The 24,027-nt window shown below is 70.8% G+C and carries 23 protein-coding genes; 14 read left to right on the top strand and 9 right to left on the bottom strand.

Annotated elements, in window-relative coordinates; translation table 11 throughout:
- Window positions 1-62: 62 nt before the first annotated feature.
- The 6 genes from EVS81_RS05285 to EVS81_RS05315 form a co-directional block, all read right to left on the bottom strand.
- Complete coding sequence (locus EVS81_RS05285) at window positions 63-983, bottom strand: alpha/beta fold hydrolase (protein ID WP_420813256.1); 921 nt, start codon at window positions 981-983, stop codon at window positions 63-65.
- A gap of 142 nt (window positions 984-1,125) precedes the next feature.
- Window positions 1,126-1,551 carry a VOC family protein gene (locus EVS81_RS05290; RefSeq protein ID WP_130109460.1) on the bottom strand — a complete coding sequence of 142 codons (426 nt, stop codon included), beginning with the start codon at window positions 1,549-1,551 and terminating at the stop codon, window positions 1,126-1,128.
- Window positions 1,552-1,776: 225 nt separating this feature from the next.
- Entirely contained in the window at window positions 1,777-2,022 is a 246-nt protein-coding gene (locus tag EVS81_RS05300) for a toxin-antitoxin system YwqK family antitoxin (protein ID WP_130109462.1), read from the bottom strand.
- 160 nt (window positions 2,023-2,182) lie between these two features.
- Entirely contained in the window at window positions 2,183-3,256 is a 1,074-nt protein-coding gene (gene ychF, locus EVS81_RS05305) for a redox-regulated ATPase YchF (RefSeq protein ID WP_130109463.1), read from the bottom strand.
- A 297-nt stretch (window positions 3,257-3,553) separates the two neighbouring features.
- Window positions 3,554-3,874, bottom strand: coding sequence for an antibiotic biosynthesis monooxygenase family protein (locus tag EVS81_RS05310; RefSeq protein ID WP_130109464.1), 321 nt, complete (start codon window positions 3,872-3,874; stop codon window positions 3,554-3,556).
- 147 nt (window positions 3,875-4,021) lie between these two features.
- Window positions 4,022-4,588, bottom strand: a complete 567-nt coding sequence (locus EVS81_RS05315; RefSeq protein WP_130109465.1) for a TetR/AcrR family transcriptional regulator — start codon at window positions 4,586-4,588, stop codon at window positions 4,022-4,024.
- A gap of 64 nt (window positions 4,589-4,652) precedes the next feature.
- Here EVS81_RS05315 and EVS81_RS05320 point away from each other — a divergent pair, with 64 nt between their 5' ends.
- The 3 genes from EVS81_RS05320 (at window position 4,653) to EVS81_RS05330 (ending at window position 7,718) form a co-directional block, all read left to right on the top strand.
- A complete protein-coding gene (locus EVS81_RS05320; RefSeq protein ID WP_130109466.1) occupies window positions 4,653-5,306 on the top strand; it encodes an NAD(P)H-dependent oxidoreductase in 654 nt (217 codons plus the stop codon).
- Window positions 5,307-5,475: 169 nt separating this feature from the next.
- A complete protein-coding gene (locus EVS81_RS05325) occupies window positions 5,476-6,060 on the top strand; it encodes a 3'-5' exonuclease (protein WP_130109467.1) in 585 nt (194 codons plus the stop codon).
- A gap of 83 nt (window positions 6,061-6,143) precedes the next feature.
- The gene (locus tag EVS81_RS05330; protein ID WP_130109468.1) at window positions 6,144-7,718 is read left to right on the top strand and encodes a DNA recombination protein RmuC; all 1,575 of its coding nucleotides are present in this window, start codon (window positions 6,144-6,146) and stop codon (window positions 7,716-7,718) included.
- Window positions 7,719-8,046: 328 nt separating this feature from the next.
- Here EVS81_RS05330 and glpX read toward each other — a convergent pair whose 3' ends face one another.
- A complete protein-coding gene (gene glpX / locus EVS81_RS05335) occupies window positions 8,047-9,030 on the bottom strand; it encodes a class II fructose-bisphosphatase (protein WP_130109469.1) in 984 nt (327 codons plus the stop codon).
- Window positions 9,031-9,109: 79 nt separating this feature from the next.
- On the opposite strand from glpX, the gene fbaA reads away from it, so the two are divergent.
- From fbaA to EVS81_RS05355, 4 genes are read left to right on the top strand one after another with little or no spacing between them, the layout of a single operon-like run.
- Entirely contained in the window at window positions 9,110-10,138 is a 1,029-nt protein-coding gene (fbaA, locus tag EVS81_RS05340; RefSeq protein WP_130109470.1) for a class II fructose-bisphosphate aldolase, read from the top strand.
- Complete coding sequence (locus tag EVS81_RS05345; RefSeq protein ID WP_130109471.1) at window positions 10,138-10,929, top strand: DUF6264 family protein; 792 nt, start codon at window positions 10,138-10,140, stop codon at window positions 10,927-10,929. Before fbaA ends, EVS81_RS05345 begins: the two co-directional genes overlap by 1 nt.
- A 2-nt stretch (window positions 10,930-10,931) precedes the next feature.
- The gene (locus tag EVS81_RS05350) at window positions 10,932-12,539 is read left to right on the top strand and encodes an MFS transporter (RefSeq protein ID WP_130109472.1); all 1,608 of its coding nucleotides are present in this window, start codon (window positions 10,932-10,934) and stop codon (window positions 12,537-12,539) included.
- Entirely contained in the window at window positions 12,536-14,035 is a 1,500-nt protein-coding gene (locus EVS81_RS05355; protein WP_130109473.1) for a pyridoxal phosphate-dependent decarboxylase family protein, read from the top strand. The genes EVS81_RS05350 and EVS81_RS05355 overlap by 4 nt, the downstream gene beginning before the upstream one ends.
- A 41-nt stretch (window positions 14,036-14,076) precedes the next feature.
- On the opposite strand, the gene EVS81_RS05360 is transcribed toward EVS81_RS05355, so the two are convergent.
- Complete coding sequence (locus tag EVS81_RS05360) at window positions 14,077-15,111, bottom strand: 4-hydroxy-3-methylbut-2-enyl diphosphate reductase (protein WP_130111299.1); 1,035 nt, start codon at window positions 15,109-15,111, stop codon at window positions 14,077-14,079.
- A gap of 420 nt (window positions 15,112-15,531) precedes the next feature.
- On the opposite strand from EVS81_RS05360, the gene xseA reads away from it, so the two are divergent.
- The 5 genes from xseA to EVS81_RS05385 all read left to right on the top strand — a co-directional run bounded on the left by xseA (window position 15,532) and on the right by EVS81_RS05385 (window position 20,020).
- Complete coding sequence (xseA, locus tag EVS81_RS05365; RefSeq protein WP_130109474.1) at window positions 15,532-16,755, top strand: exodeoxyribonuclease VII large subunit; 1,224 nt, start codon at window positions 15,532-15,534, stop codon at window positions 16,753-16,755.
- Between the two features lie 48 nt (window positions 16,756-16,803).
- Entirely contained in the window at window positions 16,804-17,049 is a 246-nt protein-coding gene (locus EVS81_RS05370; RefSeq protein ID WP_130109475.1) for an exodeoxyribonuclease VII small subunit, read from the top strand.
- Between the two features lie 3 nt (window positions 17,050-17,052).
- Window positions 17,053-17,733, top strand: coding sequence for a DUF4245 family protein (locus EVS81_RS05375; RefSeq protein ID WP_130109476.1), 681 nt, complete (start codon window positions 17,053-17,055; stop codon window positions 17,731-17,733).
- Window positions 17,734-18,408 carry a carbonic anhydrase gene (locus EVS81_RS05380; protein WP_130109477.1) on the top strand — a complete coding sequence of 225 codons (675 nt, stop codon included), beginning with the start codon at window positions 17,734-17,736 and terminating at the stop codon, window positions 18,406-18,408. It abuts the gene before it with no gap.
- Window positions 18,409-18,592: 184 nt separating this feature from the next.
- Window positions 18,593-20,020 (top strand): class II fumarate hydratase, encoded by a 1,428-nt coding sequence (locus tag EVS81_RS05385; RefSeq protein ID WP_130109478.1) that lies wholly within the window; start codon window positions 18,593-18,595, stop codon window positions 20,018-20,020.
- 191 nt (window positions 20,021-20,211) lie between these two features.
- Here the strand turns inward: EVS81_RS05385 and EVS81_RS05390 are convergent, their stop codons facing one another.
- Window positions 20,212-21,615 carry a PhoH family protein gene (locus EVS81_RS05390; RefSeq protein ID WP_205879395.1) on the bottom strand — a complete coding sequence of 468 codons (1,404 nt, stop codon included), beginning with the start codon at window positions 21,613-21,615 and terminating at the stop codon, window positions 20,212-20,214.
- 256 nt (window positions 21,616-21,871) lie between these two features.
- On the opposite strand from EVS81_RS05390, the gene mtnA reads away from it, so the two are divergent.
- Both mtnA and EVS81_RS05400 read left to right on the top strand, forming a co-directional pair.
- On the top strand, window positions 21,872-22,915 hold the full coding sequence (gene mtnA, locus EVS81_RS05395) for an S-methyl-5-thioribose-1-phosphate isomerase (protein WP_130109479.1): 1,044 nt from the start codon (window positions 21,872-21,874) through the stop codon (window positions 22,913-22,915).
- 40 nt (window positions 22,916-22,955) lie between these two features.
- On the top strand, window positions 22,956-24,023 hold the full coding sequence (locus EVS81_RS05400) for a BMP family ABC transporter substrate-binding protein (protein ID WP_130109480.1): 1,068 nt from the start codon (window positions 22,956-22,958) through the stop codon (window positions 24,021-24,023).
- Window positions 24,024-24,027 lie beyond the last annotated feature (4 nt).

Genomic DNA, 24,027 nt, shown 5'->3' on the forward strand with positions numbered 1-24,027 from the left:
TTCCGATCCCCCGGCTCCGATCCTTCGGCCCCTGCTCCGGCCCCGGCCCCGAGCGGGCGGTGCTACGCCCCTCCCGGGCCGATCAGGAACGCGCGCAGCGCGGCGATCACCTCGTCGGGTTTCTCCGAGTGCACCCAGTGCCCGCTGCCGCGCACCGTCACGCGACGCGTCCGGGGGAAGAGCTCCCGCATCGCGGGGGCGTCGTCGTCGGAGACGTAGTCGGAGCGGTCGCCGCGCATCCAGAGCACCGGCCCCTCGAACACGCTGCCCGTGACGTCGGGGAATCCCATCACCGCCGAGATCTCATCGTGGAGCAGGCGCAGGTTCGGCTCCCACGCGTAGTCCGCGCCCGGCGCACCGCCGGCGTCGTGCGCGTCGCCCGCGTCATGCGCGTCCGCCGGATCCCCGTGCTCGACGCGGCGCAGGTTCTGCAGCAGAAAGCCGCGCACGGTGTCGTTCGGGATCGCGGCCCGCAGCCGGTCGTGCGCGTCGACGCGCCGCTCGAGCGTCGCGAGGTCCAGCCCCGCGAGCGCGTCGAGCAGGTGCAGGAACTCGCCGCGCGACGCCTCCGAGGCCACGGGCGAGATGTCGATGACGACGAGTCGGCGCACGAGATCCGGATGGCGCAGCGCGAGCACCATCGCCACCTTGCCGCCCATCGAGTGTCCCACCACGTCGACCGGCCCACCGCTCGCGAACCCCGCCCGCAGGTGCGCCGCCACCAGGTCGGCCATCTCCGGATAGTCGATGTGCGCGGTCCAGCCCGAGCCGCCGTGATTGGGCAGATCGATCAGCAGGCTCTGCGCCTCGGGCAGCAGCCCGGCAGCGATCCGCGTGAAGTTCTTGCCGCGCCCGAAGAGCCCGTGGAGGAAGACGACGCGGCGCTGCGGACCGGGCCGCCCGTCCCGACCGGCCGGTTCGATCTCAGACTCCGAGCCGTCGACGAGGGTGGAGTGCAGGGGGTGGGAGAGCGGGTCGGTCACACCCTCAATCTACCTCGTGCCGCGCACGGCGAGACAGGCGCGGGCCGCGCGACGGGCCCGGGCCGCGCGAACGCCTCGCGGTGACGCGCCCGCCGAGGACGAGGTCGAGCTCGAACACCGCGCCGTGCGGTCAGGGCTGCCGCTACCGGGCCGCCTCGCACGAGAACGCCCACATCACCCCGAATCGATCGAAGACCTGACCGTAGAGATCGCCCCAGGGCGCCACCTCGAGCGGCATGCCCACGGAGCCGCCGCCATCGAGCAGCTTCTGGAACAGCTCGCGCGCCTCCTCCTGGGTGTCGGTCGTGTAGAGCAACGAGTAGGCAGAGCCCCGCACCGGATAGTCGGTGCCGTCGTCCATCGCGTCACCGCCCGCGATGACGCCCGCGGGCAGCGTGAGGGTCGCGTGAGCCACAGCCTCCGGATCGGGCTCGAACGGCATGCCCTCCATCGGCGCATCGCGGTAGCGCAGGATCTCGAGCTCGCCCCCGAACACCTCGTGCCAGTGCTCCATGGCCTCGGCGGTGGTGCCCGGCAGGGCGATATAGGTGGCGAGCGACTGGGCCATGCGCGTCTCCTTCGACGTCGAGCGAACCCCTTCAGTATGCGACGCGCTCGGCCGACGCGCAACGGAGCCGTACCGGCGATCCGTGGAGCGCTCGCACCGCAGGCGAGCTGCGAGCGGCGGGCTGCGAGCGGCGAGCGGCGAGCGGCGAGCGGCGAGCGGCGAGCGGCGAGCGGCGAGCGGGCATGACAGCAGGTGAGCGAGTCAGCGAGCGAACGAGCCAGCGAGTCAGCGAGCACCGCCCCTGTCGCTCACCTTGTAGGGATTTCCGTCCTGGTCGTAGGTGATCCACTCGCCCACCGGCTCACCGGCGATGAAGTGCCCCGAGCGCTTGATCGTGCCGTCGATTCGATACCACTCCCAGTATCCGACTGCCTGACCGTTCTCCATCCTCCCCTTCGACCACCGTGTGCGCCCGTTCGCGTGATACTTGATCGTCAGGCCATCGACGATCTCTTCCTTCTTGGGCGTCATCGCGATCCCCTCCAGCAGCCGGCCGACGCGTTCGAGACCAGCTCAGCACTTCGGTGCACCCTCCGCAACCCGGTCGCCTCCGGCACCGGCGGTGAGCGGCGGTGCGCCCCGGAGCATCGGTGGAAGGCCTCTGCCGGTCCGGTCTGCGAGCATCACCGGCCTAGACGTTGAAGCGCCACTCGCAGACGTCCCCGTCCTGCATCACGTAGTCCTTGCCCTCCATGCGGGCCTTGCCCTTGGCGCGTGCTTCGGCCACCGATCCCGCCTCGACGAGATCCTCGAACGAGATGATCTCGCCCTTGATGAAGCCCTTCTCGAAGTCGCCGTGGATGACCCCGGCCGCCTGCGGCGCGGTCGCCCCCTTCTTGACGGTCCAGGCGCGGGCCTCCTTCGGCCCGGCGGTGAGGTAGGTCTGCAGACCCAGCGTGTCGAAGCCGACGCGGGCCAGCTGATCGAGGCCGCTCTCCTCCTGACCGATCGAGGCCAGCAACTCCTTCGCGTCGGCGGCGTCGAGCTCGACGAGCTCGCTCTCGATCTTCGCGTCGAGGAAGATCGCCTTCGCGGGCGCGACGAGTGCGGACAGCTCGTCGAGCTTCGCCCGATCCTGCAGCACGGACTCGTCGACATTGAAGACGTAGAGGAACGGCTTCGCGGTGAGGAGGCCCAGCTCCTTGATCGGCTCGAGATCGATGCCGGCGTGCGAGAGCACCTTCCCCTCGTCGAGCGCCGCCCGCGCGGCCTTCGCGGTCTCGACGACCGACGCGTCGATCTTGCGGTTCTTCAGCTCCTTCTCGAAGCGCACGAGCGCCTTGTCGAGCGTCTGCATGTCGGCGATGATCAGCTCGGTGTTGATCGTCTCCATGTCGCCCGCCGGGTTCACGGCGCCGTCCACGTGCACGACATCGGGATCCTCGAAGCCGCGCACCACCTGCGCGATCGCGTCCGCCTCGCGGATGTTCGCCAGGAACTGGTTGCCGAGCCCCTCGCCCTCGCTCGCGCCGCGCACGATGCCGGCGATGTCGACGAAGCTGACCGGCGCCGGCAGGATCCGCTCGCTGCCGAAGATCTCGGCGAGCGTGTCGAGACGGGGATCGGGGAGGTTGACCACGCCGATGTTCGGCTCGATCGTCGCGAACGGGTAGTTCGCCGCGAGCGCGTCGTTCTGGGTGAGTGCGTTGAAGAGGGTGGACTTGCCCACGTTGGGGAGTCCTACGATGCCGATAGTCAGAGCCACGAGGATCCAGTCTACGCGACCGGCCGGGTGCAGCGGGATGGGAGCCGAGCGGACCGCCTCGAGGCGCGCGGCCTCCGATCGCACCGCTCAGGCGGTGGATCGCGGCCCAGGAGGACGTTCTCGCGAAAAATGTCCTCGAACCGGGAACTTCCTACCAGCGACTCCTCGTCACTCGCCCCTCGCCCCTCTCGCTCAGGAAGGCGGCGAGATCCCGATTCTCGTCGCCGAACCGCTGAGCGCGCGACAGAATACGGGATCTCGACGAGCTCAATGGCGCGCCGGAGCAGGAGCGCCCGCTCAGCTCGCGTCGTCGAGATCCACGACCTCGAACTCGAGCAGCTCGGCGCCCGTCGCGACGGGCTTCGGCCGGTCGCCGCCCTGCCCCTCGCCGTGCGCGTGCGCGTTCTCGCGGGAGTCCCGCCAGGCCGCGAAGTGCGCCTCGGACTCCCACTGGGTGACGACGAAGTAGCGATCCTCGCCCTGCACCGGGCGCAGCAGCTGGAAGCCCTCGAACCCCGGCGACCGGTCGACCGCGTGCTTGCGAGCGGCGAATCTGGCCTCGAGCTCGGTCCCCTTCCCCTCGGGAACGGTGATGGCGTTGATCTTCACGACGGACATGGGGCACCGGCCTTTCGCGCTGCGGCTGATTCGTGCGATGAACGTCTCCACCGTACCGCGCCCCTCCCTGCGCGCGCCGAGTGCGGGATCCCGAGCGCGGGGCGACGCCGCGCAGGGCGACGCCGCGGAGGGCGACGCCGCGAGCGCTCACTTCAGCATGCGATCGAGCGCGGCGGCGTACGAGTGCTGCGCCTGCTCACGGGCCATGTGCCCTGCGGCGCTCAGCATGCCGAGGCCGTGCATGAGCCCCCAGACGGCGAGCGCCTCCTGCTCGGAATCGAGTCCGGCCCCGGCGGCCGCGCCGAAGAGCACGCGCTCGAGCGCCTCGATGAGCGGCGCCATCGTCTCGGTCGGAGCCCCCGGGACGCAGACGGTGGGGTCGTAGACGGCTTCGAAGGCGTGCGGGCGGTCGACCGCGAAGGCGATGTAGGCCCCGCCCCCCGCCAGCAGGGCGGCCGACGGTGTCGGGGCGGCGTCGACGGCCTCGCGCACGGCCACGAGCAGATCGCCCATGCTGCGCTCGGCGAGCGTGCGCAGCAGTCCGAGTCGGTCGGTGAAGTGGTGATAGGGAGCGTTGTGGCTCACGTTCGCCGCGCGGGCCACCTCGCGCAGGCTGATCTCGTGGGCGGGGCGCGCCTCGAGCAGGTGCATCGCGGCGTCTTCGAGCGCGCGGGCGAGACTGCCGTGATGATACCCCTCGCGTGAACTTGACATGAGCAACATTGTCCCGTAACTTGACACTGCCCAGATTGATTGACGCTGTCAAGATTGGATCCCCGTGTTCTCCACCCTCGTCATCGACGCGCACCCCGACGCCGAATCGCTCTCCGCGGCCATCGCCCGCAGCTACGCCGCGGGGCACGGCAACGCCCGCCTGCTGCCGCTGCGAGATCTCTCCTTCGACCCGCACATGCGCTTCGGCTATCGCAAGCGCATGGAGATCGAACCCGATCTGCAGGACGCCCGGGAGGCGCTGCACCTCGCGAAGCGCATCGTGGTGGTGAGCCCGATGTGGTGGGGGTCGGTGCCCGCACTCCTCAAGGGCTTCTTCGACCGCGCTCTGCTGCCGAGGCAGGAGTACGTCTACTCCGATCGCGGACTTCCGCGGGGCCTGCTGCGCGGCCGATCCGGGCGCCTGTTCCTGCTCGCCGACACTCCGGCGATCGCGCTCCCCGTCATCGGCACGCACGCCGCGGCGCAGGTGGGCCGGCACACGCTGAAGTTCTGCGGGGTCCGCCCGTTTCGCACGCACCGTCTGCTCGGCGTGAAGCATCGCTCCCCCGAACAGCTGGAGCGCTGGATCGCGCAGGCCGCGCGGATCGGCGCCCGCGATCGCCGCGGCGACGATGCGCGCCCCGCGCCGCCGGCACCGCAGACAACGCCCGCGCGCCGCGCAGCGGTCACGGCGGTGAGCGCGACCGGCGCTTCCTGAGCGCGACCGGCGCTTCCTGAGCTCGGGCGGCGCTTCCTGAGCGCAGCCGGCACTGCCCGAGCGCGGCCGGCGCCGCCCGAGCCCTGTCGGAGGACGCGCCGGGGCGCCGGAGCTCTGGAGCTCCGGCGCCCCGGGGACGCTTGTCAGCGGTGTGTGCCAGTCTGGATCCGTGCCCGTCGACTTCACCGCCATAGACTTCGAGACCGCCAACAGCCACCCGTCGTCCGCCTGCGCGGTCGGTCTGGTGCGGGTGCGGGCCGGCAAGGTGGTGGATCGCGCCGAGTGGCTCATCCGGCCGCCGGCCGGCCACGCGCAGTTCCTCCCGTTCAACGTCAAGATCCACGGAATCACCGCCGACATGGTCGCCTCGGCCCGCGCGTGGGAGGAGCAGCTCGACGAACTGCGGGGGTTCATCGACGCCGACGTCGCCGTGGCGCACAACGCGAGCTTCGACATGGGCGTGATCCGGGCGGCCTGCGCCGAGACCATCACCCCGACGCCGCGGCTCAGGTACCTCTGCAGCGTGCAGGTCTCGCGCAAGACGTACGAGATCCCGTCGCACCGGCTCCCCCTGGCGGCCGAGGCCGCGGGGTACGGCGATTTCGCCCACCACGACGCACTCGCCGATGCCGAGGCCTGCGCCGCGATCATCTCCGACGCCGCACGGCGGCACGAGGTCGACGACCTCGCGCAGCTCGCGAAGAAGACCGGTCTGCGCATCCAGCAGCTCAAGGCGATCCCGCTCAAGCTGTGACGCGCGGCGCGCCGGCGCATCACGATTGTCAGTGGTTCTCGCTAGCGTGAAGCGCACCCGCCTCCCCAGAGAATTCGAGGATCATGACTGCCTTGGCCACCATTCTGCTCGCAGCCAACCTTGTGCTGCTCGTCGCCGTGCTGATCGTCGTACTCATGCGCGCGAGGCAACGCCCCGCCGGATCGGCGGATGCCCAGCTGAGACAGGTCAGCGGTGAGTTGCGGCAGGATCTCTCGGGGCAGCGGAGCGAGCTGGCTCAGCTGCTCGCAGTAGGCCAGCAGCAGTTGGACGGGCGGATCCAATCCGTGGCATCGGCGCAGGCCGCCGAGCTCTCCCGGGAGCGAGAGGCGAGGATCGCAGCCCAGAACGAGCAGCGCGAGCTGCTCGAGCGCTCACTGTCCCAACTGGCCGAGCGCCTGCACGCGAGCGCGCAATCATCGCTCCAGTCCCAGACCGACTTGAAGACCGCGGTCGAGGCCCGCTTCGACGAGATGCGCGAGGCGAACGATGCCAAACTGGAGCAGGTGCGCGTGACCGTCGGCGAGAAGCTGCAGGCGACGCTCAAGACCTCGCTCGACGAGAATGCGCACCGGATCCAGACGCTGACCGAGACGAGCACGGCCAAGCAGTCGGAGCTGCAGCAGACTCTGAGAGACGAACTCGAGAAACTGCGTCAGGGCAACGAGGCCAAGCTCGAGAAGATGCGCGAGACCGTCGACGAGAAGCTGCAGGGCACGCTTGAACGGCGTCTGGGCGAGTCGTTCAAGCTTGTCAGCGACCGTCTCGAGCAGGTGCAGAAGGGGCTCGGAGAAATGCAGACGCTCGCCTCCGATGTCGGCGGGCTCAAGCGCGTGCTCACCAATGTGAAGAATCGCGGCAGCTGGGGCGAGGTGCAGTTGTCCCGTCAGCTCGAGGACATTCTCACGAAGGATCAGTACGAGGAGAACGTCACGATCCGAACGGGATCGCGCGACAGCGTCGAGTTCGCGGTGAAGCTCCCCGGGCGCGGCGAAGACGAGGCGCCCGTGTACCTGCCGGTCGACTCCAAGTTCCCGCAGGAGGACTACGAACGACTGCTCGAGGCGCAGGAGAGCGGCGAGAAGGACGCCGTCGAGGCGGCCGTGAAGCACCTCGAGCGGGTCATCCTCGCCCAAGCGAAGCTCATCTCCGACAAATACATCGCACCGCCCCAGAGCACGGACTTCGCGATCATGTACCTCCCCACAGAAGGGCTCTTCGCCGAGGTGATCCGTCGCCCCGGCCTCATGAGCCGTCTGCAGAACGAACTGCGAGTGCTCATCACCGGCCCGACCACCCTGATGTCCCTGTTGAACAGTCTGCAGATGGGCTTCCGCACGCTCGCGATCGAGAAGCGCAGTTCGGAGGTGTGGCAGGTGCTGAGCGCCGCGAAGGCGGAATTCCAGAAATACGGCCAGGTCTGGGAGAAGTTGGAGAAGCAACTGCAGACGGCGCAGAACACGGTCCAGCAGGCCGGGGTGCGCACGCGTGCGGTCGAGCGGCGGCTCCGCTCGGTCGAAACACTCGAGGCCGTTGAAGGCTCGAGCGTGTTCGACGAGGTGCTCGGCGAACTCGACGAGGAGTCCATTCCGGAGACCGGGCCTGTCGCCGCTGACCCGCGCATCTCAGGAGACGAGTAGGCGCGTCGCAGACTCCCGCGCGGCCGGACCCGCGCGGCTCCCGCCTGGTCCCGGACCCGGATCCGCGCGGATCCCGCATCCGCCACCACTTTGCGTGCCGAGAGGCTTCCCGGGTTCCCTGGCCGCGGGCATCCGGAGTCAGCATCCGACGCACCGGCTCCCGCGGTCAGGGCCAGACGTACCCGCTCCCGCGGTCAGGGCCAGACGCACCCGCTCCCGGGGTCAGCGCCGCACGCACCCGCTCCTGGGCACGGCGAGGAGAGATGCCCCGGCCGCACCGATACCCCCGCCGCGGCGGCACCCTGGCGCCCCACGGCGGGGCACCGGATCAGATCCAGCGGTTCGGGTCCATATCGCTGATGACGTGCCGGATGGTGCCCGAGTGCGAGCGCATCACGATACTCTCGGCACGGACGAAGGGTCCGCGGCGCTGCACGCCCTCGACGAAGTCGGCGGAGGTGATCCCCGTCGCGACGAAGTAGCAGTTGTCGCTGGCCACCAGATCGTCGGCCTCGAGCACCCGGTCGAGATCATGACCGGCGTCGATCGCACGCTGCCGCTCCTCATCGTCCTTCGGCCACAGGCGTCCCTGGATCACGCCGCCGAGCGCCTTCACAGCGCAGGCGGTGATGATGCCCTCCGGCGTGCCGCCGATACCGACGCACAGATCGATGCGCGAGTCCCACCGGGCGGCGTTCACGCCTCCGGCGACATCGCCGTCCATGAGCAGGCGCGTGCCCGCACCGGCCTCGCGGATCTCGGCGATGAGCTGCTCGTGCCGCGGCCGATCCAGCACCGCGACGCGAATGTCAGACACATCCACCTTCTTGGCCTTGGCGAGGTCGCGGATGTTCGCGCCGATGGGCTTGCGGATGTCGACCACGCCCACGCCGTCGGGGCCGCAGACGAGCTTGTCCATGTAGAACACCGCCGAAGGATCGTACATGCTGCCGCGGTCGGCGACGGCGATCACCGAGAGCGCACCCGGACGGCCCTCCGCGGTGAGGCGCGTGCCGTCGATCGGATCGACCGCCACATCGCAATCGGCGCCGTGCCCGTTGCCGACCACCTCGCCGTTGTACAGCCAGGGCGCGTCGTCCTTCTCGCCCTCGCCGATCACCACCGTGCCGTTCATGTTGACCGTGGCGAGGAAGCGGCGCATGGCGTCGACCGCCGCGCCATCGGCCGCATTCTTATCGCCGCGGCCGATCCAGGGCGTCGCGCGCATCGCGGCGGCCTCGGTCGCGCGTACCAACTCCATCGCCAGGTTGCGATCCGGCTGCCATTCACCAAGCGAAACAGGTTCCGTCATATCCCCAAGCCTACCCCTAGACTGGAGTGGGACAGCGGCCGACGCCGACCCGTTTCAGACGCAAGGAGATCCGCAAGCCATGCCCGTCGCCACCCCGGAACAGTACGCAGCCATGCTCGACGCCGCCAAGACCGGGGGCTTCGCCTTCCCGGCGGTCAACGTCTCGAGCTCGCAGACCATCAACGCTGCGATCCAGGGCTTCGCCGAGGCGGGATCCGACGGCATCATCCAGGTGAGCACGGGCGGTGCCGACTACTTCTCGGGGCACACGGTCAAGAATCGCGCCCGCGGTGCCATCGCATTCGCGAAGTACGCGGAAGAGGTGGCCCAGTCGTACGACGTGACCGTCGCGCTGCACACCGACCACTGCCCGAAGGACGCGCTCGAGAGCTTCGTGCTCCCGCTGCTCGCGGCGAGCGAGGAGCGGGTCGCGCAGGGCGGCCTGCCCTACTTCCAGTCCCACATGTGGGACGGGTCGGCCGTGCCGCTCGACGAGAATCTCGACATCGCGAAGCAGCTGCTCCCGCGTCTCGCGGCGATCGGCGTGATCCTCGAGGTGGAGATCGGCGTGGTCGGCGGCGAAGAGGACGGCGTCAGCCACGAGATCAACGACCAGCTCTACACCACCCTCGAAGACGCGGAGGCCACCGTCGAGGCGCTGGGCCTCGGCGAGCAGGGCCGCTACCTCACCGCACTCACCTTCGGCAACGTGCACGGCGTCTACAAGCCGGGCAACGTGAAGCTGCGCCCCGAGCTGCTCGCCGAGATCCAGGCCGGGCTGCAGGCCAAGTACGGAACCGGAGCGAAGCCGCTCGACCTCGTGTTCCACGGCGGTTCGGGATCCACGCCCGAGGAGATCGCCGAGGCCGTGCGCAACGGGGTCATCAAGATGAACATCGACACCGACACCCAGTACGCCTACACCCGCGGAGTCGCCGACTTCCTCTTCACGAACTACGACGGCGTGCTGAAGATCGACGGCGAAGTGGGCAACAAGAAGCAGTACGACCCGCGCGCGTGGGGCAAGATCGCCGAGAACGGCATGGCCGCGCGCGTCGCACTCGCCGCCGAGCAGCTCGGTTCGGCAGGACAGTCGGTGAGCGCCTGATGTCCGAGCGACCGGAGCCCGAACAGCAGCCCGAGCAGCCCGGGCAGCCCGGGCAGCAGCCCCCGGCCCGCCCGGCGCCCGCATACGGCGAGCTGGCCCCCGAGGGCTGGGAGTGGAAGCCCCCGGCCGATCCGGCCTCAGACGCGCCCGCGGGCGTCTCGGCAGCTGCCGCCACCGGGTCGCCGTCGCCGGGATCGTCCCCCATCGCCGGTGTCCCGCACAACCTCGGCGCCGGTGGCAGCGCCGCGGCTCCGAACTCCACCCCCGCGTCGGTCCCGGCCGCCGCGCAGCGGGGCGCGGGCGAACCCGCCCCCTATCGCGCCGCCGAACCTCAGCCCGCGCCCGCGCCCGCACCCGCCCCGCAGCCCGGTGCTCCGAAGCCGCGCCTGGCCGACCGGGTGATCACGATCATCCTGCTCGTCATCGGCGCGTTCGGCGCGCTGAACTCGGCGGCGTCATTCTTCTCGCTCGAATCGCAGCTGCGGCTCACCGCCAACATGATCGGCATCGAGTCCCCGGAGGTCGCCCCCTGGGTCGGCACCCTCGGCCTGGTGAGCGGTCTCGCGATGCTGCTGCTGTACGCGGTGACGCTCATCTTCTCCATCCAGCGGATGCGCGCGCGCAAGATCGCGTTCTGGGTGCCGCTCGCCGCCGGAGCGGCGGCCGTGATCATCGCGCTGATCATCCCGATGATCGCGATGGGCGGCGCGCCCGAAATCATGCAGCAGATCGAGAACGACCCGTCGGGATCGATCGACCGCATGATGCAGTACCTGCAGGACCCGCAGTAGCCATGAGCCGCCTGTCGCGGAGCGTCGTCTCCCGCTACGCGATCGGCTCGCTCGCGACGGGAGGCTTCGCCACGCTGCCCGGCCTGGTGCTCGTCTACTACCTCACCGATTCGCTGGGCGTCACGGCGCTCGCAGCCGGCGCCATCGTGACGCTCGCGAAGGTGTGGGACGTGCTCATCGATCCGGTCATCGGCGGGCTCAGCGATCGCGCGCTCGCGCGGAGCGGATCCCGTCGCGGCCCCATGCTGCTCGGCGCCATCGGGCTGCCCATCGCCTTCGTCCTCACCTTCGCCGTGCCGAGCGGTTTCGCCCCGGCCGCGGCGGCCGCCTGGGTGCTGGTGGCGTTCGTCGCAGCGGCCACCTTCTTCAGCTTCTTCCAGGTGCCCTATATCGCGCTCCCCGCAGAACTCACGGACGGCTACAGCGAGCGCACCCGCCTCCTCACCTGGCGCGTGGTCGTGCTGACGCTCGCGATCCTGCTCTTCGGTGCCGGCGGGCCCGAACTGCGCGGCCTCTTCCCCGAGGACCCGCTGCTGGGGTATCTCGTCATGGCCGTCGGCGCCGCGATCGTGCTGGCGGCGGGCCTGTTCATCGCCGCCACAGTGGCGCCGCGCGGTGCGCCCGCGACGATCCCGTCCGGGGCGGTGGCACCGCGGCAGGGGCTGCTCGCCCACTACCGGGCCGGGGCGGCGGTGCTGCGGGAGAGCCAGCCGTTCCGCGCCCTGCTCGCGACCTTCATGCTGCAGGGACTCGCCACGGGGCTGATGCTCGCGGGCGCGCAGTTCGTCGCCGCCTGGATTCTGCGCGACGAGGGTGCAGTGACCGTGCTCTTCGCCGCACTGATCGCCCCAGCGCTGCTGGTCGCCCCGCTGTGGCGGCGGATCGCCGACCGCCTCGGCAAGGAGCGCGCCTTCAGGCTCGCGAGCCTCCTGTTCCTGCTCGCGGCCGCGGTGCTCGCCGGCATGATCTGGCTTCCCGGCTGGTGGATCGTGGGGCCCGTCGCGCTCGCCGGGGCCGCCTACGCCGGCATGCAGTCGCTGCCCATGGCGATGCTGCCCGACGTGATCGGCTTCGACGCGGCCCGAACGCGGGCGACCGATGCGACCGCGGGCCCCCGCCGCCCCGGTGCCGCCCCGCCCTCGCGGGCCGATGCCCCGGAAGGTTCGCAGCAGGGCGACAGCCGCGCCGGCGTGTTCGGCGGCGTGTGGACCGCCGGCGAGACCGCCGGGATGGCGCTCGGGGCAACGGTGCTCACCGCGGTGCTCGCCCTCACGGGCTACGTCGAATCGACGGCGGGTGCGGTGGTGCAGCAGCCGGCAGCCGCCATCACGGGGATCGCGGTGTCGTTCAGCCTGCTGCCCGCGGCGCTCATGCTGCTGAGCCTGCTCGCACTCGGCCGCTACCGTCTGCGCGAGGCGGATCTGCGGGAGCGGGGTGTGCGGCGGGAGGATCCAGGGCCGCAGGATCCGCGGGAGCAGGATCCGCGGGAGCAGCGCCCGCGGGAGCAGGATCCGCGGGAGCAGGATCCGCGGGAGCAGAGTCCGCGGGAGCAGAGTCCGCGGGAGCAGGATCCGCGGGAGCAGCGCCCGCGACCGGGGGACTCACCGTGAGCGCCGACGATCGCTCGGCGGAGATCCTCGACCGACTGAGGCGGCTCCGGGCCCGCGACGCGCCGACCCACGGGGGCCGCACACTCGCCTACGTCTACGACTCCGGGGTGGCCGAACTCGACGAGCTCGCGGCGCGGGCCGCCGAGATCGCCCGGCCGCTCAACGGCCTCGATCCCACGGCGTTCCCCTCGATCGCGGCGATGGAGCGCGACCTGATCGCATTCGCCCGGCGCGCGCTGCACGGAGACTCCCGCCGGGCGCGAGCGTTCGGCAGCGTCACCAGCGGTGGGACCGAGAGCTGCCTGCTCGCGGTGAAGACCGCGCGGGATCTCTGGCGCGCGGCGGATCCGCTCCGAGCGCGCTCGCGTCCGAGGCTCGTCGCGCCCGTCACGGCCCACGCCGCATTCCAGAAGGCCGCACGACTCTTCGATCTCGAGTGGGATCCGGTGCCGTGCGCCGCAGACGGCACCGTGAGCGCGGACGAGATGATCCGCAGGCTCTCCGCCGACGTCGCGCTCGTCGTGGTCTCGGCGCCCGCCTACCCGTCCGGCGCGCTCGACCCGGTGGGCCGAGTCGCCGCGGCCGCAGCCGACCGGGGCATCTCCTGCCACGTCGACGCCTGCTTCGGCGGCCTGGTGCTGCCGTGGTGGCCGGGTCTGCCCGCGTGGGACTTCCGGGTGCGGGGGGTCACGAGCATCTCGGCCGATCTGCACAAGTTCGGCTACGCGCCGAAGGGCGTGTCGGTGCTGCTGCACCGGGGCCGCGCCCGGCATCGCGCGCAGTTCTTCGCCACGACGCGCTGGCCCGGGTATCCGGTGGTCAACCCGACGCTGCTCGGATCCCGATCGGCGTCGCCGACCGCCGCGGCCTGGGCCATCGCTCAGCGCCTCGGCGACCGCGGGTACGCCGAGCTGACCGCGCGCTGCGTGCGCGCGACGCGGTCGATCGTCGCCGCAGCGGACCGGATCGAGGGGCTCGCCGTGCAGGGGCGCCCGGCGGGGCCGGCGGTGGCGCTGATCGCCGACCCGGCGGTGCCGGCCGCAGCGCGCGTCGACCCCCACCTGCTCGCCGACGAGGTGGCGCGACTCGAGTTCCGCATCCAGCACCAGCCCGGCCTCGTGCAGAGCAACGGCGTGCGTCTGCCGCACAGCGCCCACCTGACCATCACCCCCGTCACGGAGCGCACGCTCCCCGAACTGCTCGATGTCCTCGCCCGGGCGGCCGATGCGGTGCGGGGCCGTCCTCGCCCCGAGCCTCGGGCCGAGCTCGCGGCGCTCCGCATGCTCGGCTACGGCTCCGGATCCCGCTCTGGATCCCGCGTGCGCGTACCCGGCCCTCGCGCCGCATGGCGCATCCTGCGGGCTGCGGGCGTGCGCGTCGACGCCGGTGGACTGCCCGAGCGTCTGGCCCCGCTCATGGCGCTCGCCGAGCGGCTCCCGGCGCCCGTCGCCGAGGCGCTGCTCACCGAGCTGCTGGCGCGCGTCTCGGAGCCCTGAGGCGGGCCTTGCGTCTGCGCGGGCCGCCCGCTGCGCAGCCGCTACGGGCGCATCCGGCCGCCGCGAGCTCTCGCATCGGTGCCGCCCGCGGCATCGCGGCGCAGCTCCTTCGGCAGCGAGAACACGAGATCCTCCTCCGCCGTCACGGCCGCCTCGACGTCCGAGTAGCCGGCGTCTGCGAGATCGTCGAGCAGTTCCTGCACGAGCACCTCGGGCACCGAGGCACCGCTCGTCACGCCGATCGTGCGAACGCCGTCGAGCCACTCCTGACGCACCTCGCTCGCGAAGTCCACGCGGTAGGCGGCCTGCGCACCGTACTCGAGCGCCACCTCCTTGAGCCGCACCGAGTTCGACGAGTTCGCGGAGCCGACCACGAGCACGAGATCGGCCTGCGGGGCGATCAGCTTGATCGCCACCTGCCGGTTCTGAGTCGCGTAGCAGATGTCGTCGCTCGGAGGATCCTGCAGCAGGGGGAAGCGCTCGCGCAACCGTCGCACGGTCTCCATCGTCTCATCGACCGAAAGAGTGGTCTGCGACAGCCAGACGAGGTTCTCGGGATCGCGCACCTCGAGGGTGTCGACCTCGTCGGGCGAATTGACGATCGTGATGTGCTCCGGCGCCTCGCCGCTCGTGCCCTCGACTTCCTCGTGGTCGGCATGCCCGATGAGCAGGATCTCCATGTCCTGCTTGGCGAAGCGCACGGCCTCGCGGTGCACCTTGGTGACGAGCGGGCACGTGGCGTCGATGGCGTGCAGCCCGCGATCGGCGGCCTGCTGCACAACCGCCGGAGACACCCCGTGGGCCGAGAACACCACGTTGGCGCCCTCGGGCACCTCGTCGACCTCTTCGACGAAGACCGCACCCATGCGCTCCAGCGTGCGCACGACGTGCAGGTTGTGCACGATCTGCTTGCGCACGTAGACGGGAGCCCCGTATCGTTCGAGGGCCCGCTCCACCGCGACGACGGCGCGATCCACTCCCGCGCAGTACCCGCGCGGCGCGGCGAGCAGCACGCGCTTGGGACCGTCGACCGGGCGGTCCTCGAGGCGTCCGGCCTGGCGCCGCAGGCGCGGCATCGCCAGGGTGACGACGGGCGCGCCGATGGTGCGCTGATCCCGGATCCGCTCCGCGGTCGCCTGGGTCTCGCTCATGCCTCGCAGTTTACCCGGGGTCGCTGCCCGCAGGCTCCATGCTCGGCCCGTGCACCCCGCCCCCGCGCCCCGCCCGCGCACCCCGCATGCTTCGCGCGCCAGGAGATGTCACCAAAACTGCGGCGAGCCAGCAACAACTGGCGCGCGAGCGATCCCCCCCGCCCGCGCGCGAGTGATTCCCGCCGTCGCCCGCGCGCGAGTGATCCCCGCCGCCGCCGTGGCCGGGCGAAGGGCCCCGCCGCGTCGCCCAGCGCGGGCGACGCGGGCGACGCGGCCATCGCGGGCGCCCGCGGTGGGCGACGCGCGGGTGGGGCGGCGTCCGGGGCCGCAGATAGGGTGGGGTGCATGGCAGAGGCAGGATCCACCACCCCCGCGACGCGCGAGGCGCCCTGGCCCGTCGCCCTCATGAGCGACAAGATCGCCGCGTGGATCGACCGGCTGGGCCAGGTCTGGATCGAGGGGGAGGTCACTCAGTGGCAGCTGCGCGGCGGCCACGTTTACGGCAAGCTCAAGGATCTCAGCCGCGACGCCACGGTCAGCTTCACCGTGTGGCGCTCGGTCGCGCAGCGGCTCACGAGCGACTTCGCAGCGGGCGACCGCGTGATCGCCCTGGTCAAACCGAACTTCTGGGTCAAGGGAGGCTCGCTCACCGTGCAGGTGTTCGAGCTCTCGCACGTGGGTCTCGGCGAGCTGCTCGAGCGGCTCGAGCGGCTGCGGCGCCAGCTCCAGGCGGAGGGCCTGTTCGACCCCAACCGCAAGCGCGCCCTCCCCTTCCTGCCCGGGCTCATCGGGCTTGTGACGGGCCGCGACTCCGACGCCGAGAAGGATGTGATCCGCAACGCCACGCTGCGCTGGCCGGGGGTGCGCTTCAAGATCCACTACGCGGCGGTGCAGGGCGATCGCGCAGCGGCCGAGGTGGCCGCCGGCATCGAAGCGCTGGATCGGGATCCCGAGGTGCAGGTGATCATCGTGGCGCGCGGGGGCGGCGACTTCCAGAACCTGCTGCCCTTCAGCGACGAGCGGGTGGTGCGCGCGGCGGCGAGCGCGACGACGCCGCTGGTGAGCGCGATCGGGCACGAGGCGGATCGTCCCCTGCTCGACGAGGTGGCCGATCTGCGCGCCTCGACGCCCACCGACGCAGCCAAGCGCGTGGTGCCCGACGTGGGCGAGGAGCTGGCGGGCATCGACCAGGCCCGCGCGCGCATGAGCGGCCGCCTCGGGCAGCTGCTCGCCCACGAGACCGACCGCATCACGCAGCTCCGCGGCCGCCCGGTGCTGGCGCAGCCGGAGCGCATCGTCGACGACCGCGCCGAGGAGCTGGTCCGGTGGATCGCGCGCGGCACCGAGCTTGCGGATCGGGCGGTCGAGGATCGCGCCCGCGCCCTCTCCGAGACCCGCGCCCGCCTCTCCGCCCTCTCGCCGCGAGCCACGCTCGAGCGCGGCTACGCGATCGCACAACTGGCCGATGGCGCCGTGCTGCGCGATCCGGCGGACGCTCCCGACGGCACCGCGATCCGCGTCGCCCTCGCGGGAGGCCGGATCGCCGCGACGTCGAACGGACCGGCGTGACCCGGCTGCCGCGGATACTCCGCAGCCGCGCCGGGTAGACTGGGCCGCATGAGTGCCGAGACACCAGCAGACGTCGCCGCGCTGAGCTATGAAGAGGCGCGCGACGAACTCGTGCAGGTGGTCGCCCGGCTCGAGCAGGGCGGCACCACGCTCGAGGAGTCGCTGCAGCTCTGGGAGCGCGGCGAGACCCTCGCGGCGCGCTGCGAGGAGTGGCTGATCGGCGCGCGGCAACGGCTCGAGGCCGCCCGTCAGGGCGCAGCCGAACCGTCGACCGACGACGGGGCCGACGCGTAGACCATGGCGAAGAAGCAGAAGCCGCCGGCCGTCGTCGCCGAGCTGGGCCGGCCCGAGACCGCAGCGGAGACCGCGGCCCGCAAAGCGCACGACAGCCGCATGTACCGGCAGCGCAAGACCGTGAACAACCTCGTGTTCTCGCTGCTCGTGAGCCTCGGCCTCGTGCTCGTGATCTTCCTCATGGTGCCGCGCGGTACCGGCGGTTTCGCCGAGCACTCCGTCGATGTGCCGCAGCTCGCCGTCGAAGCGGCGCCGAGTGCCGGGCGGGATCTGGCCTCGCCGCAGGTGCCCGAGGAGTGGAAGGCCAAGTGGGCCGGGTTGCGTCAGAGCGACGGCGTGACGTGGTGGCAGATCAACTACACCACGGTCGACGCGGCCACCGGGATCGAGGCGTACGCTGCGGTGGCCCAGGCCTTCACCGCCGACGGCTCCCCCGTCGACGAGCGGTGGATCGCGGAGCAGCTCGAACAGCAGCAGCCGACCGGGTCGGAGCAGCTCGGCGGCATCGAATGGGTCGTCTACGACCACCCGGACCGCGATCCTGAGCAGAGCAACATGGTCTTCGGGCTGCAGGGCGAGTGGGAGAGCGACACGATCCTCGTCTACGGCACCGACACTCCAGCCACCCTCCGCGTGCTGGCGACGTCGGTCGCCGACTCGCTCAACGCATCGAAGGAGCACTGAATGACCGCACCCCGCGTCAGTCCGCAGCAGGCCTGGGACGCCTTCGCCGCCGGGAACGAGCGATTCGTCTCGGGCACCTCGGCTCACCCGAATCAGGATGTCGAGCGGCGCACCGAACTCGTCAACTCCCAGACTCCGGATGTCGCGCTGTTCGGGTGCTCGGATTCGCGTCTCGCCGCCGAGATCATCTTCGACTGCGGTCTGGGCGATCTCTTCATCGCCCGCAACATGGGGCACGTGGTCGCCGAGTCGATCACCGCGTCCATGGAGTACGCGGTGACGGCGCTCGGATCCGCGCTCATCGTGGTGCTCGCGCACGACTCCTGCGGCGCGGTGGCCGCGGCGATCGACCAGTCCAGCCGCACTCCTGCACAGACTACGGTGTCGGTGCGCCACACGCTCGCACCCATTCAGCCGGCGGTGCAGCAGCTCTGGCTGCGCGACAACACCGACACCCCCTACGCCGACGCCGCGCGGATCGATGCGAACGCGGTCGGCCGCATCCACCTCGCCTCGACCGTCAACGAGCTGCTGCGCACCTCGCGCACGATCAGCGACGCCGTCGACGCGGGCACGCTCGCCGTGGTCGGGTGCCAGTACCGGCTCACGGAGGGCCGCGCAGTCCCCTACACCGTGGTCGGCCCCGTCGATCTCGACCTCGCCCCGCTCGACTGACGCACCGCGTCCGTCGTCCCGAGCCACACCTCCACCCGTCATCCTGCGGCCGCGAAGCGGATCGCAGGATCCACCTCCACCCGTCATCCTGCGGCCGCGAAGCGGATCGCAGGATCCACCTCCACCCGTCATCCTGCGGCCGCGAAGCGGATCGCAGGATCCACCTCCGACACGAAGGAAGACCGTGACCGATAAGCAGAGCCGCGTGAACGCCGACATCGAGTACCGCATCGAGCACGACACCATGGGAGAGGTGCGCGTTCCCAAGAACGCCCTCTACGCCGCGCAGACGCAGCGCGCCGTCGAGAACTTCCCCATCTCCGGCACGGGCCTCGAGCCCGCGCAGATCGTGGCCCTCGCTCGTATCAAGCGCGCCGCCGCGATCGCCAACTCGGAGCTCGGGATCCTCGACGCCCCCATCGCCGATGCCATCGTGGCCGCGGCCGACGAGATCATCGCGGGCGACCACCACGACCAGTTCCCGGTCGACACCTACCAGACCGGCTCGGGCACCTCTTCGAACATGAACATGAACGAGGTGCTCGCCACCCTCGCCACGAAGCACCTCGGCGCGCCCGTGCACCCGAACGACCACGTCAACGCTTCGCAGTCGTCGAACGACGTCTTCCCCACCTCGGTGCACATCGCCGTCACCGGCGCCCTCATCGAGCAGCTGAAGCCCGCGCTCGAGCACCTCGCCGAGGCGTTCGAGGCGAAGGCCGAGCTGTGGAAGTCGGCCGTGAAGTCGGGCCGCACCCACCTCATGGACGCCACCCCCGTCACGCTCGGCCAGGAGTTCGGCGGTTTCGCCGCGCAGATCCGCTACGGCATCGAGCGCGTCGAGGCAGCGCTCCCCCGCGTCGCCGAGGTGCCCCAGGGCGGCACCGCCGTCGGCACCGGCATCAACACCCCGCTCGGCTTCCCCGAGAAGGTCATCGCCGAGATCGCGGCGTCGAGCGGGCTGCCCATCACCGAGGCGCGCAACCACTTCGAGGCGCAGGCCAATCGCGACGGGCTGGTCGAGGCCTCGGGCGCGCTGCGCACTATCGCCGTGTCGCTCACCAAGATCAACAACGACATCCGGTGGATGGGCTCCGGCCCCAACACGGGCCTCGCCGAGCTGCACATCCCGGATCTGCAGCCGGGCTCATCGATCATGCCGGGCAAGGTCAACCCCGTCGTGCCCGAGGCCGTGCTCATGGTCTGCGCCCGCGTCATCGGCAACGACGCGACCATCGCGTGGGCCGGCGCCTCGGGCTCGTTCGAGCTCAACGTGCAGATCCCCGTCATGGGCACCGCGCTGCTCGAGTCGATCCGCCTGCTCGCCAACGCGTCGGTCGTGCTCGCCGACAAGACCGTGGCCGGCCTCGAGGCCAATCTCGAGCGCGCCGCGGCGCTGGCCGGCATGAGCCCGTCGACCGTCACCCCGCTCAACCGCCTCATCGGGTACGAGGCCGCCGCGAAGATCGCGAAGCATTCGGTCGCGAAGGGCATCACGGTGCGCGAGGCGGTCGTCGACCTCGGCTACGTGGAGCGCGGCGAGGTCACCGAGGCCGACCTCGATCAGGCGCTGGATCTGCTGTCGATGACCCACCCGGGCGTCGCCAAGTAGCCCCGACGGCGGAGCCGTCAGGGCTATCCTGCGCGAGCGTCAGCGAGTCGCAGGATCCACGCGGCGTAGCCGCAGTCGTCATCCTGCGCGAGCGTCAGCGAGTCGCAGGATCCAACGCATCGAGAGGGGTCGGGATCCCATGATCCCGACCCCCTCTCGGCGTTCGCCGCCTGATCGCAGCGCGCGCCCGGCTACGGCGTATCGAGCAGCTCGGTGACAAGCGCCGCGATCTCGCTGCGCTCCGATCGGGTGAGCGTCACGTGGCCGAACAGGCGATGCCCCTTCAGCTTCTCGATCACCGCCGCGATCCCGTCGTACCGGCCCACCCGCAGGTTGTCGCGCTGCGCGACGTCGTGCGTGAGCACCACCCGGGAGTTCTGACCGATCCGCGACAGCATGGTCAGCAGCACGCCGCGCTCGAGCGACTGCGCCTCATCGACGATCACGAAGGCGTCGTGCAGCGACCGGCCGCGGATGTGAGTGAGGGGCAGCACCTCGATGAGATCCCGCGCGATCACCTCGTCGAGCACGTTCTCGGAGACGATCGAGCCGAGTGTGTCGAAGACCGCTTGGGCCCACGGTCCCATCTTCTCCTCGCGGTCGCCGGGGAGGTAGCCGAGTTCCTGGCCACCCACGGCGTACAGGGGCCGGAACACCATGATCTTGCGGTGCTGGCGCCGCTCGAGCACGGCCTCGAGCCCCGCGGCGAGCGCGAGCGCCGACTTGCCCGTGCCCGCGCTGCCACCGAGCGACACGATCCCTACCTGCGGATCGAGCAGCAGATCGATGGCGAGCCGCTGCTCGGCGCTGCGGCCGGTGAGGCCGAACACTTCCCGATCGCCGCGCACCAGATGCACCGAGGAGGGACCATCGACCCGCCCCAGCGCCGAACCGCGCGGCGAGTGCAGCACCAGGCCCGTGCCGAACGGCAGCTCGTCCAGCCCATCGAGGCCGTCGATCCGGTCGTCCTCCCAGAGCATCCGCATCTCGTCCTCGTCGAGGTCGACGGTTGCGGTGCCCGTGTAGGCGTCGTCGTGGGCGAGCTCGGCCCGGTACTCCTCGGAGCCCAGCCCGATCGCGGCCGCCTTGAGGCGCATCGGCAGGTCCTTCGAGACCACCGTGACCGCGAGACCCTCTGCGGCGAGATTCTGCGCGACGGCAAGGATGCGCGTGTCGTTGTCGCCGAGGCGCATGCCGCTCGGCAGCGTGTCGATGCTCGTGTGATTGAGCTCGACCCGCACGGTGCCGCCGGCCTCCCCGACGGGCACCGGGAAGTCGAGACGCAGGTGCTTCTCGCGCAGTTCGTCGAGGATGCGCAGCGCGCGACGGGCGAAGTAGCCGAGCTCGGGATCGTGCCGCTTCTTCTCGAGTTCGATGACCACCACGACCGGCAGCACGACAGAGTGCTCGGCGAAGCGGAAGAGCGCGGATGGATCGCTCAGGAGCACCGAGGTGTCGAGCACGTACGTGCGCTGACGCTGGTCGAGGCCCGCGATCGTTTCGAGCGACTCGGAGCTCGCGGCGTGCGCGTCGGTCTCGGGGCCGTCGGCGGGTCCGACGAGCGGGGAGGTTTCGGGGTGCTGGATCTCGGCCACGACGGCTCCTTCTGGCCCGGGGCGGGAGCCCCGGCTCCGCGACGGAGGACTGCGGCTGCGAGGCAGCTGCGGCCCCTATCGACCGGGCACCCTGCCCGGTGATTCACAAGGTACGCCGCGTTCCCGCGGGATCCCTGATCGACACGCGCACATACGGGTGAACGCTTCGTAACAGAGCTGTGAACCGTGATGGCGAGCACGGGCGCCGTGCGAGCGGTATCCTTGAACGTCGGGGGGAGAACGGGAAGGACAACGCTTGCGCACGATCGATTGGGTTGACGGAGCCATCGAGCTCATCGACCAGACCCTGCTTCCGCACCGGCTCGAGGTGCGACGGGTCACCGAATTGCCCGAACTGATCGACGACATCCAGCGCCTCGCGGTGCGCGGCGCGCCGGCGCTCGGCGTTGCCGGGGCCATGGGGGTCGCGCTCATCGCCGCCGCCGTCGAGGCGGCGAACGGTGACGAGGAGCTCGATCGCGACGAGGTGCGGCGCCAGGCCGCGCTGCTGCGCGAGGCCCGCCCCACGGCCGTCAATCTCTCCTGGGGTGTCGACCGGGCGCTCACCAAGCTCGACCGGGGCACCGCCGCCGTTCTGGACGAGGCGCTCACGATTCGCGACGAAGACATCGCGGCGTGCGTCTCGATGGGGCTGCGCGGCGCCGATCTGACGCGCGAGCTCACCGGCAAGGACCGCGTGCGGGTCATGACGATCTGCAACACCGGCAGCCTCGCGACGGTCGAGCGCGGCACCGCGCTCGGCGTGATCCAGACTCTGCTGGAGCAGGGGTCGCTCGAGGAGGCGTTCCCCCTCGAGACGCGCCCGCTGCTGCAGGGCGCCCGCCTCACGGCGTGGGAACTGCAGCGCATGGAGGCGCCGTTCCGGCTCATCATCGACTCGGCCGGCCCGTTCCTGCTTTCGCGCGGGATCGCCGACGCCGTGTTCATCGGCGCGGACCGCATCGCGGCCAACGGCGACTCCGCGAACAAGATCGGCTCGTTCTCCCTGGCGCTCGCCGCGAAGCACGCCGGCGTGCCGTTCATCGTGGTCGCCCCCGAGTCGACAGTCGACATGTCGACCGCGAGCGGTGCCGCGATCGAGATCGAGGATCGCGGTTCCGCAGAGGTCACCGGCTTCGGCGGCACGCGCACGGCGCCCGAGGGCATCGGCACCGTCAACCCCGCGTTCGACGTCACGCCGCACGAGCTCATCACCGCGATCGTCACCGAGCGCCGGGTGATCCTGCCCGGCAGCGGCCAGACGCTCTCCGGTGTACCGTTCGAGCCGCTTCGCTCCTAAGCTCATTCCCAGCCCCCAGTTCACACCCGAAAGGAACACCATGTTCTTCACGAAGCGTCGCGCTCGCGCGGCACTGATCGCCGGTGCGGCCTCCGCCGCGCTCCTGCTGACCTCCTGCGCGGGAGGCAGCGGCAACGGCGGGAGCGGCGACACCGACGGCGCCGGTGCCGATGGGCCGCACTTCATCTACATCACGAGCGACCCGATCGGTCAGAGCGAGTTCCTGAAGTCGGGCAAGACCGGCATCGAGAACGTCGCCGAGCAGTTCGAGGGCACGCAGGAGACCTACGAGTCCAAGGACGACGCCCAGCGCCGGCAGAACGTCGAGGCCGCGATCTCGAAGGCCCCCGAGGTCGTCGTGATGCTGGGCTTCCAGTTCGGCGACATGGCCGTCGAGCTCGCGGAGCAGAACCCGCAGCAGAAGTTCCTGCTGATCGACACCTTCGTCGAGGGCGCCCCCGAGAACCTGTACCAGGCGACCTTCCGCGAGCAGGAGCCTTCCTACCTGCTCGGCGTCGAGGCCGGGCTGCTCACCGAGGCCGACAAGGTCGGCTCGGTGATCTCGCTCGATATCCCGCTGCTGCAGAAGTACTCCGGCGGCTTCGCCGAGGGCGCGCTCAGCGTCAATCCCGACGTCGACGCGGTGAACCCGCAGGTCATCGGCGGCGACAACCCCTTCGCCGACACCGCTCGCGCCAAGGAGCAGGCGATCGCCTTCGCCGGCACCGGTGTCGACCAGGTGTTCGCGGTCGGTGCCGCCGCGAACGGCGGCATCATGGAGGCGGCCGCCGAGAAGGGCTTCTCCGCCTACGGTGTCGACGCGAACCAGTGCCCCATGGCGCCCGGCTTCGTGGTCGACGGCACGATCAAGGCGGTCGACAAGGTCGTGGAGACCGTCGTCGGCGAGATCATGGACGGCATGAGCTCGCAGGAGGCCACGACCTCCTTCGGTCTCAAGGAGGAGGGCATGACGATCGTCAGCCTCACCGAGGGCGCCGCCGACTCGCAGTGCACCGTCATGGATCACCCCGAGGTGCTCGAGCAGGTCGAGCAGGCGCGCGACGACATCGTGAGCGGCGCGATTGAGGTCACCGACCCCACCGCCTAGCGGA

The organism is Leucobacter triazinivorans (assembly GCF_004208635.1).
Taxonomy (GTDB): Bacteria; Actinomycetota; Actinomycetes; order Actinomycetales; family Microbacteriaceae; genus Leucobacter; species Leucobacter triazinivorans.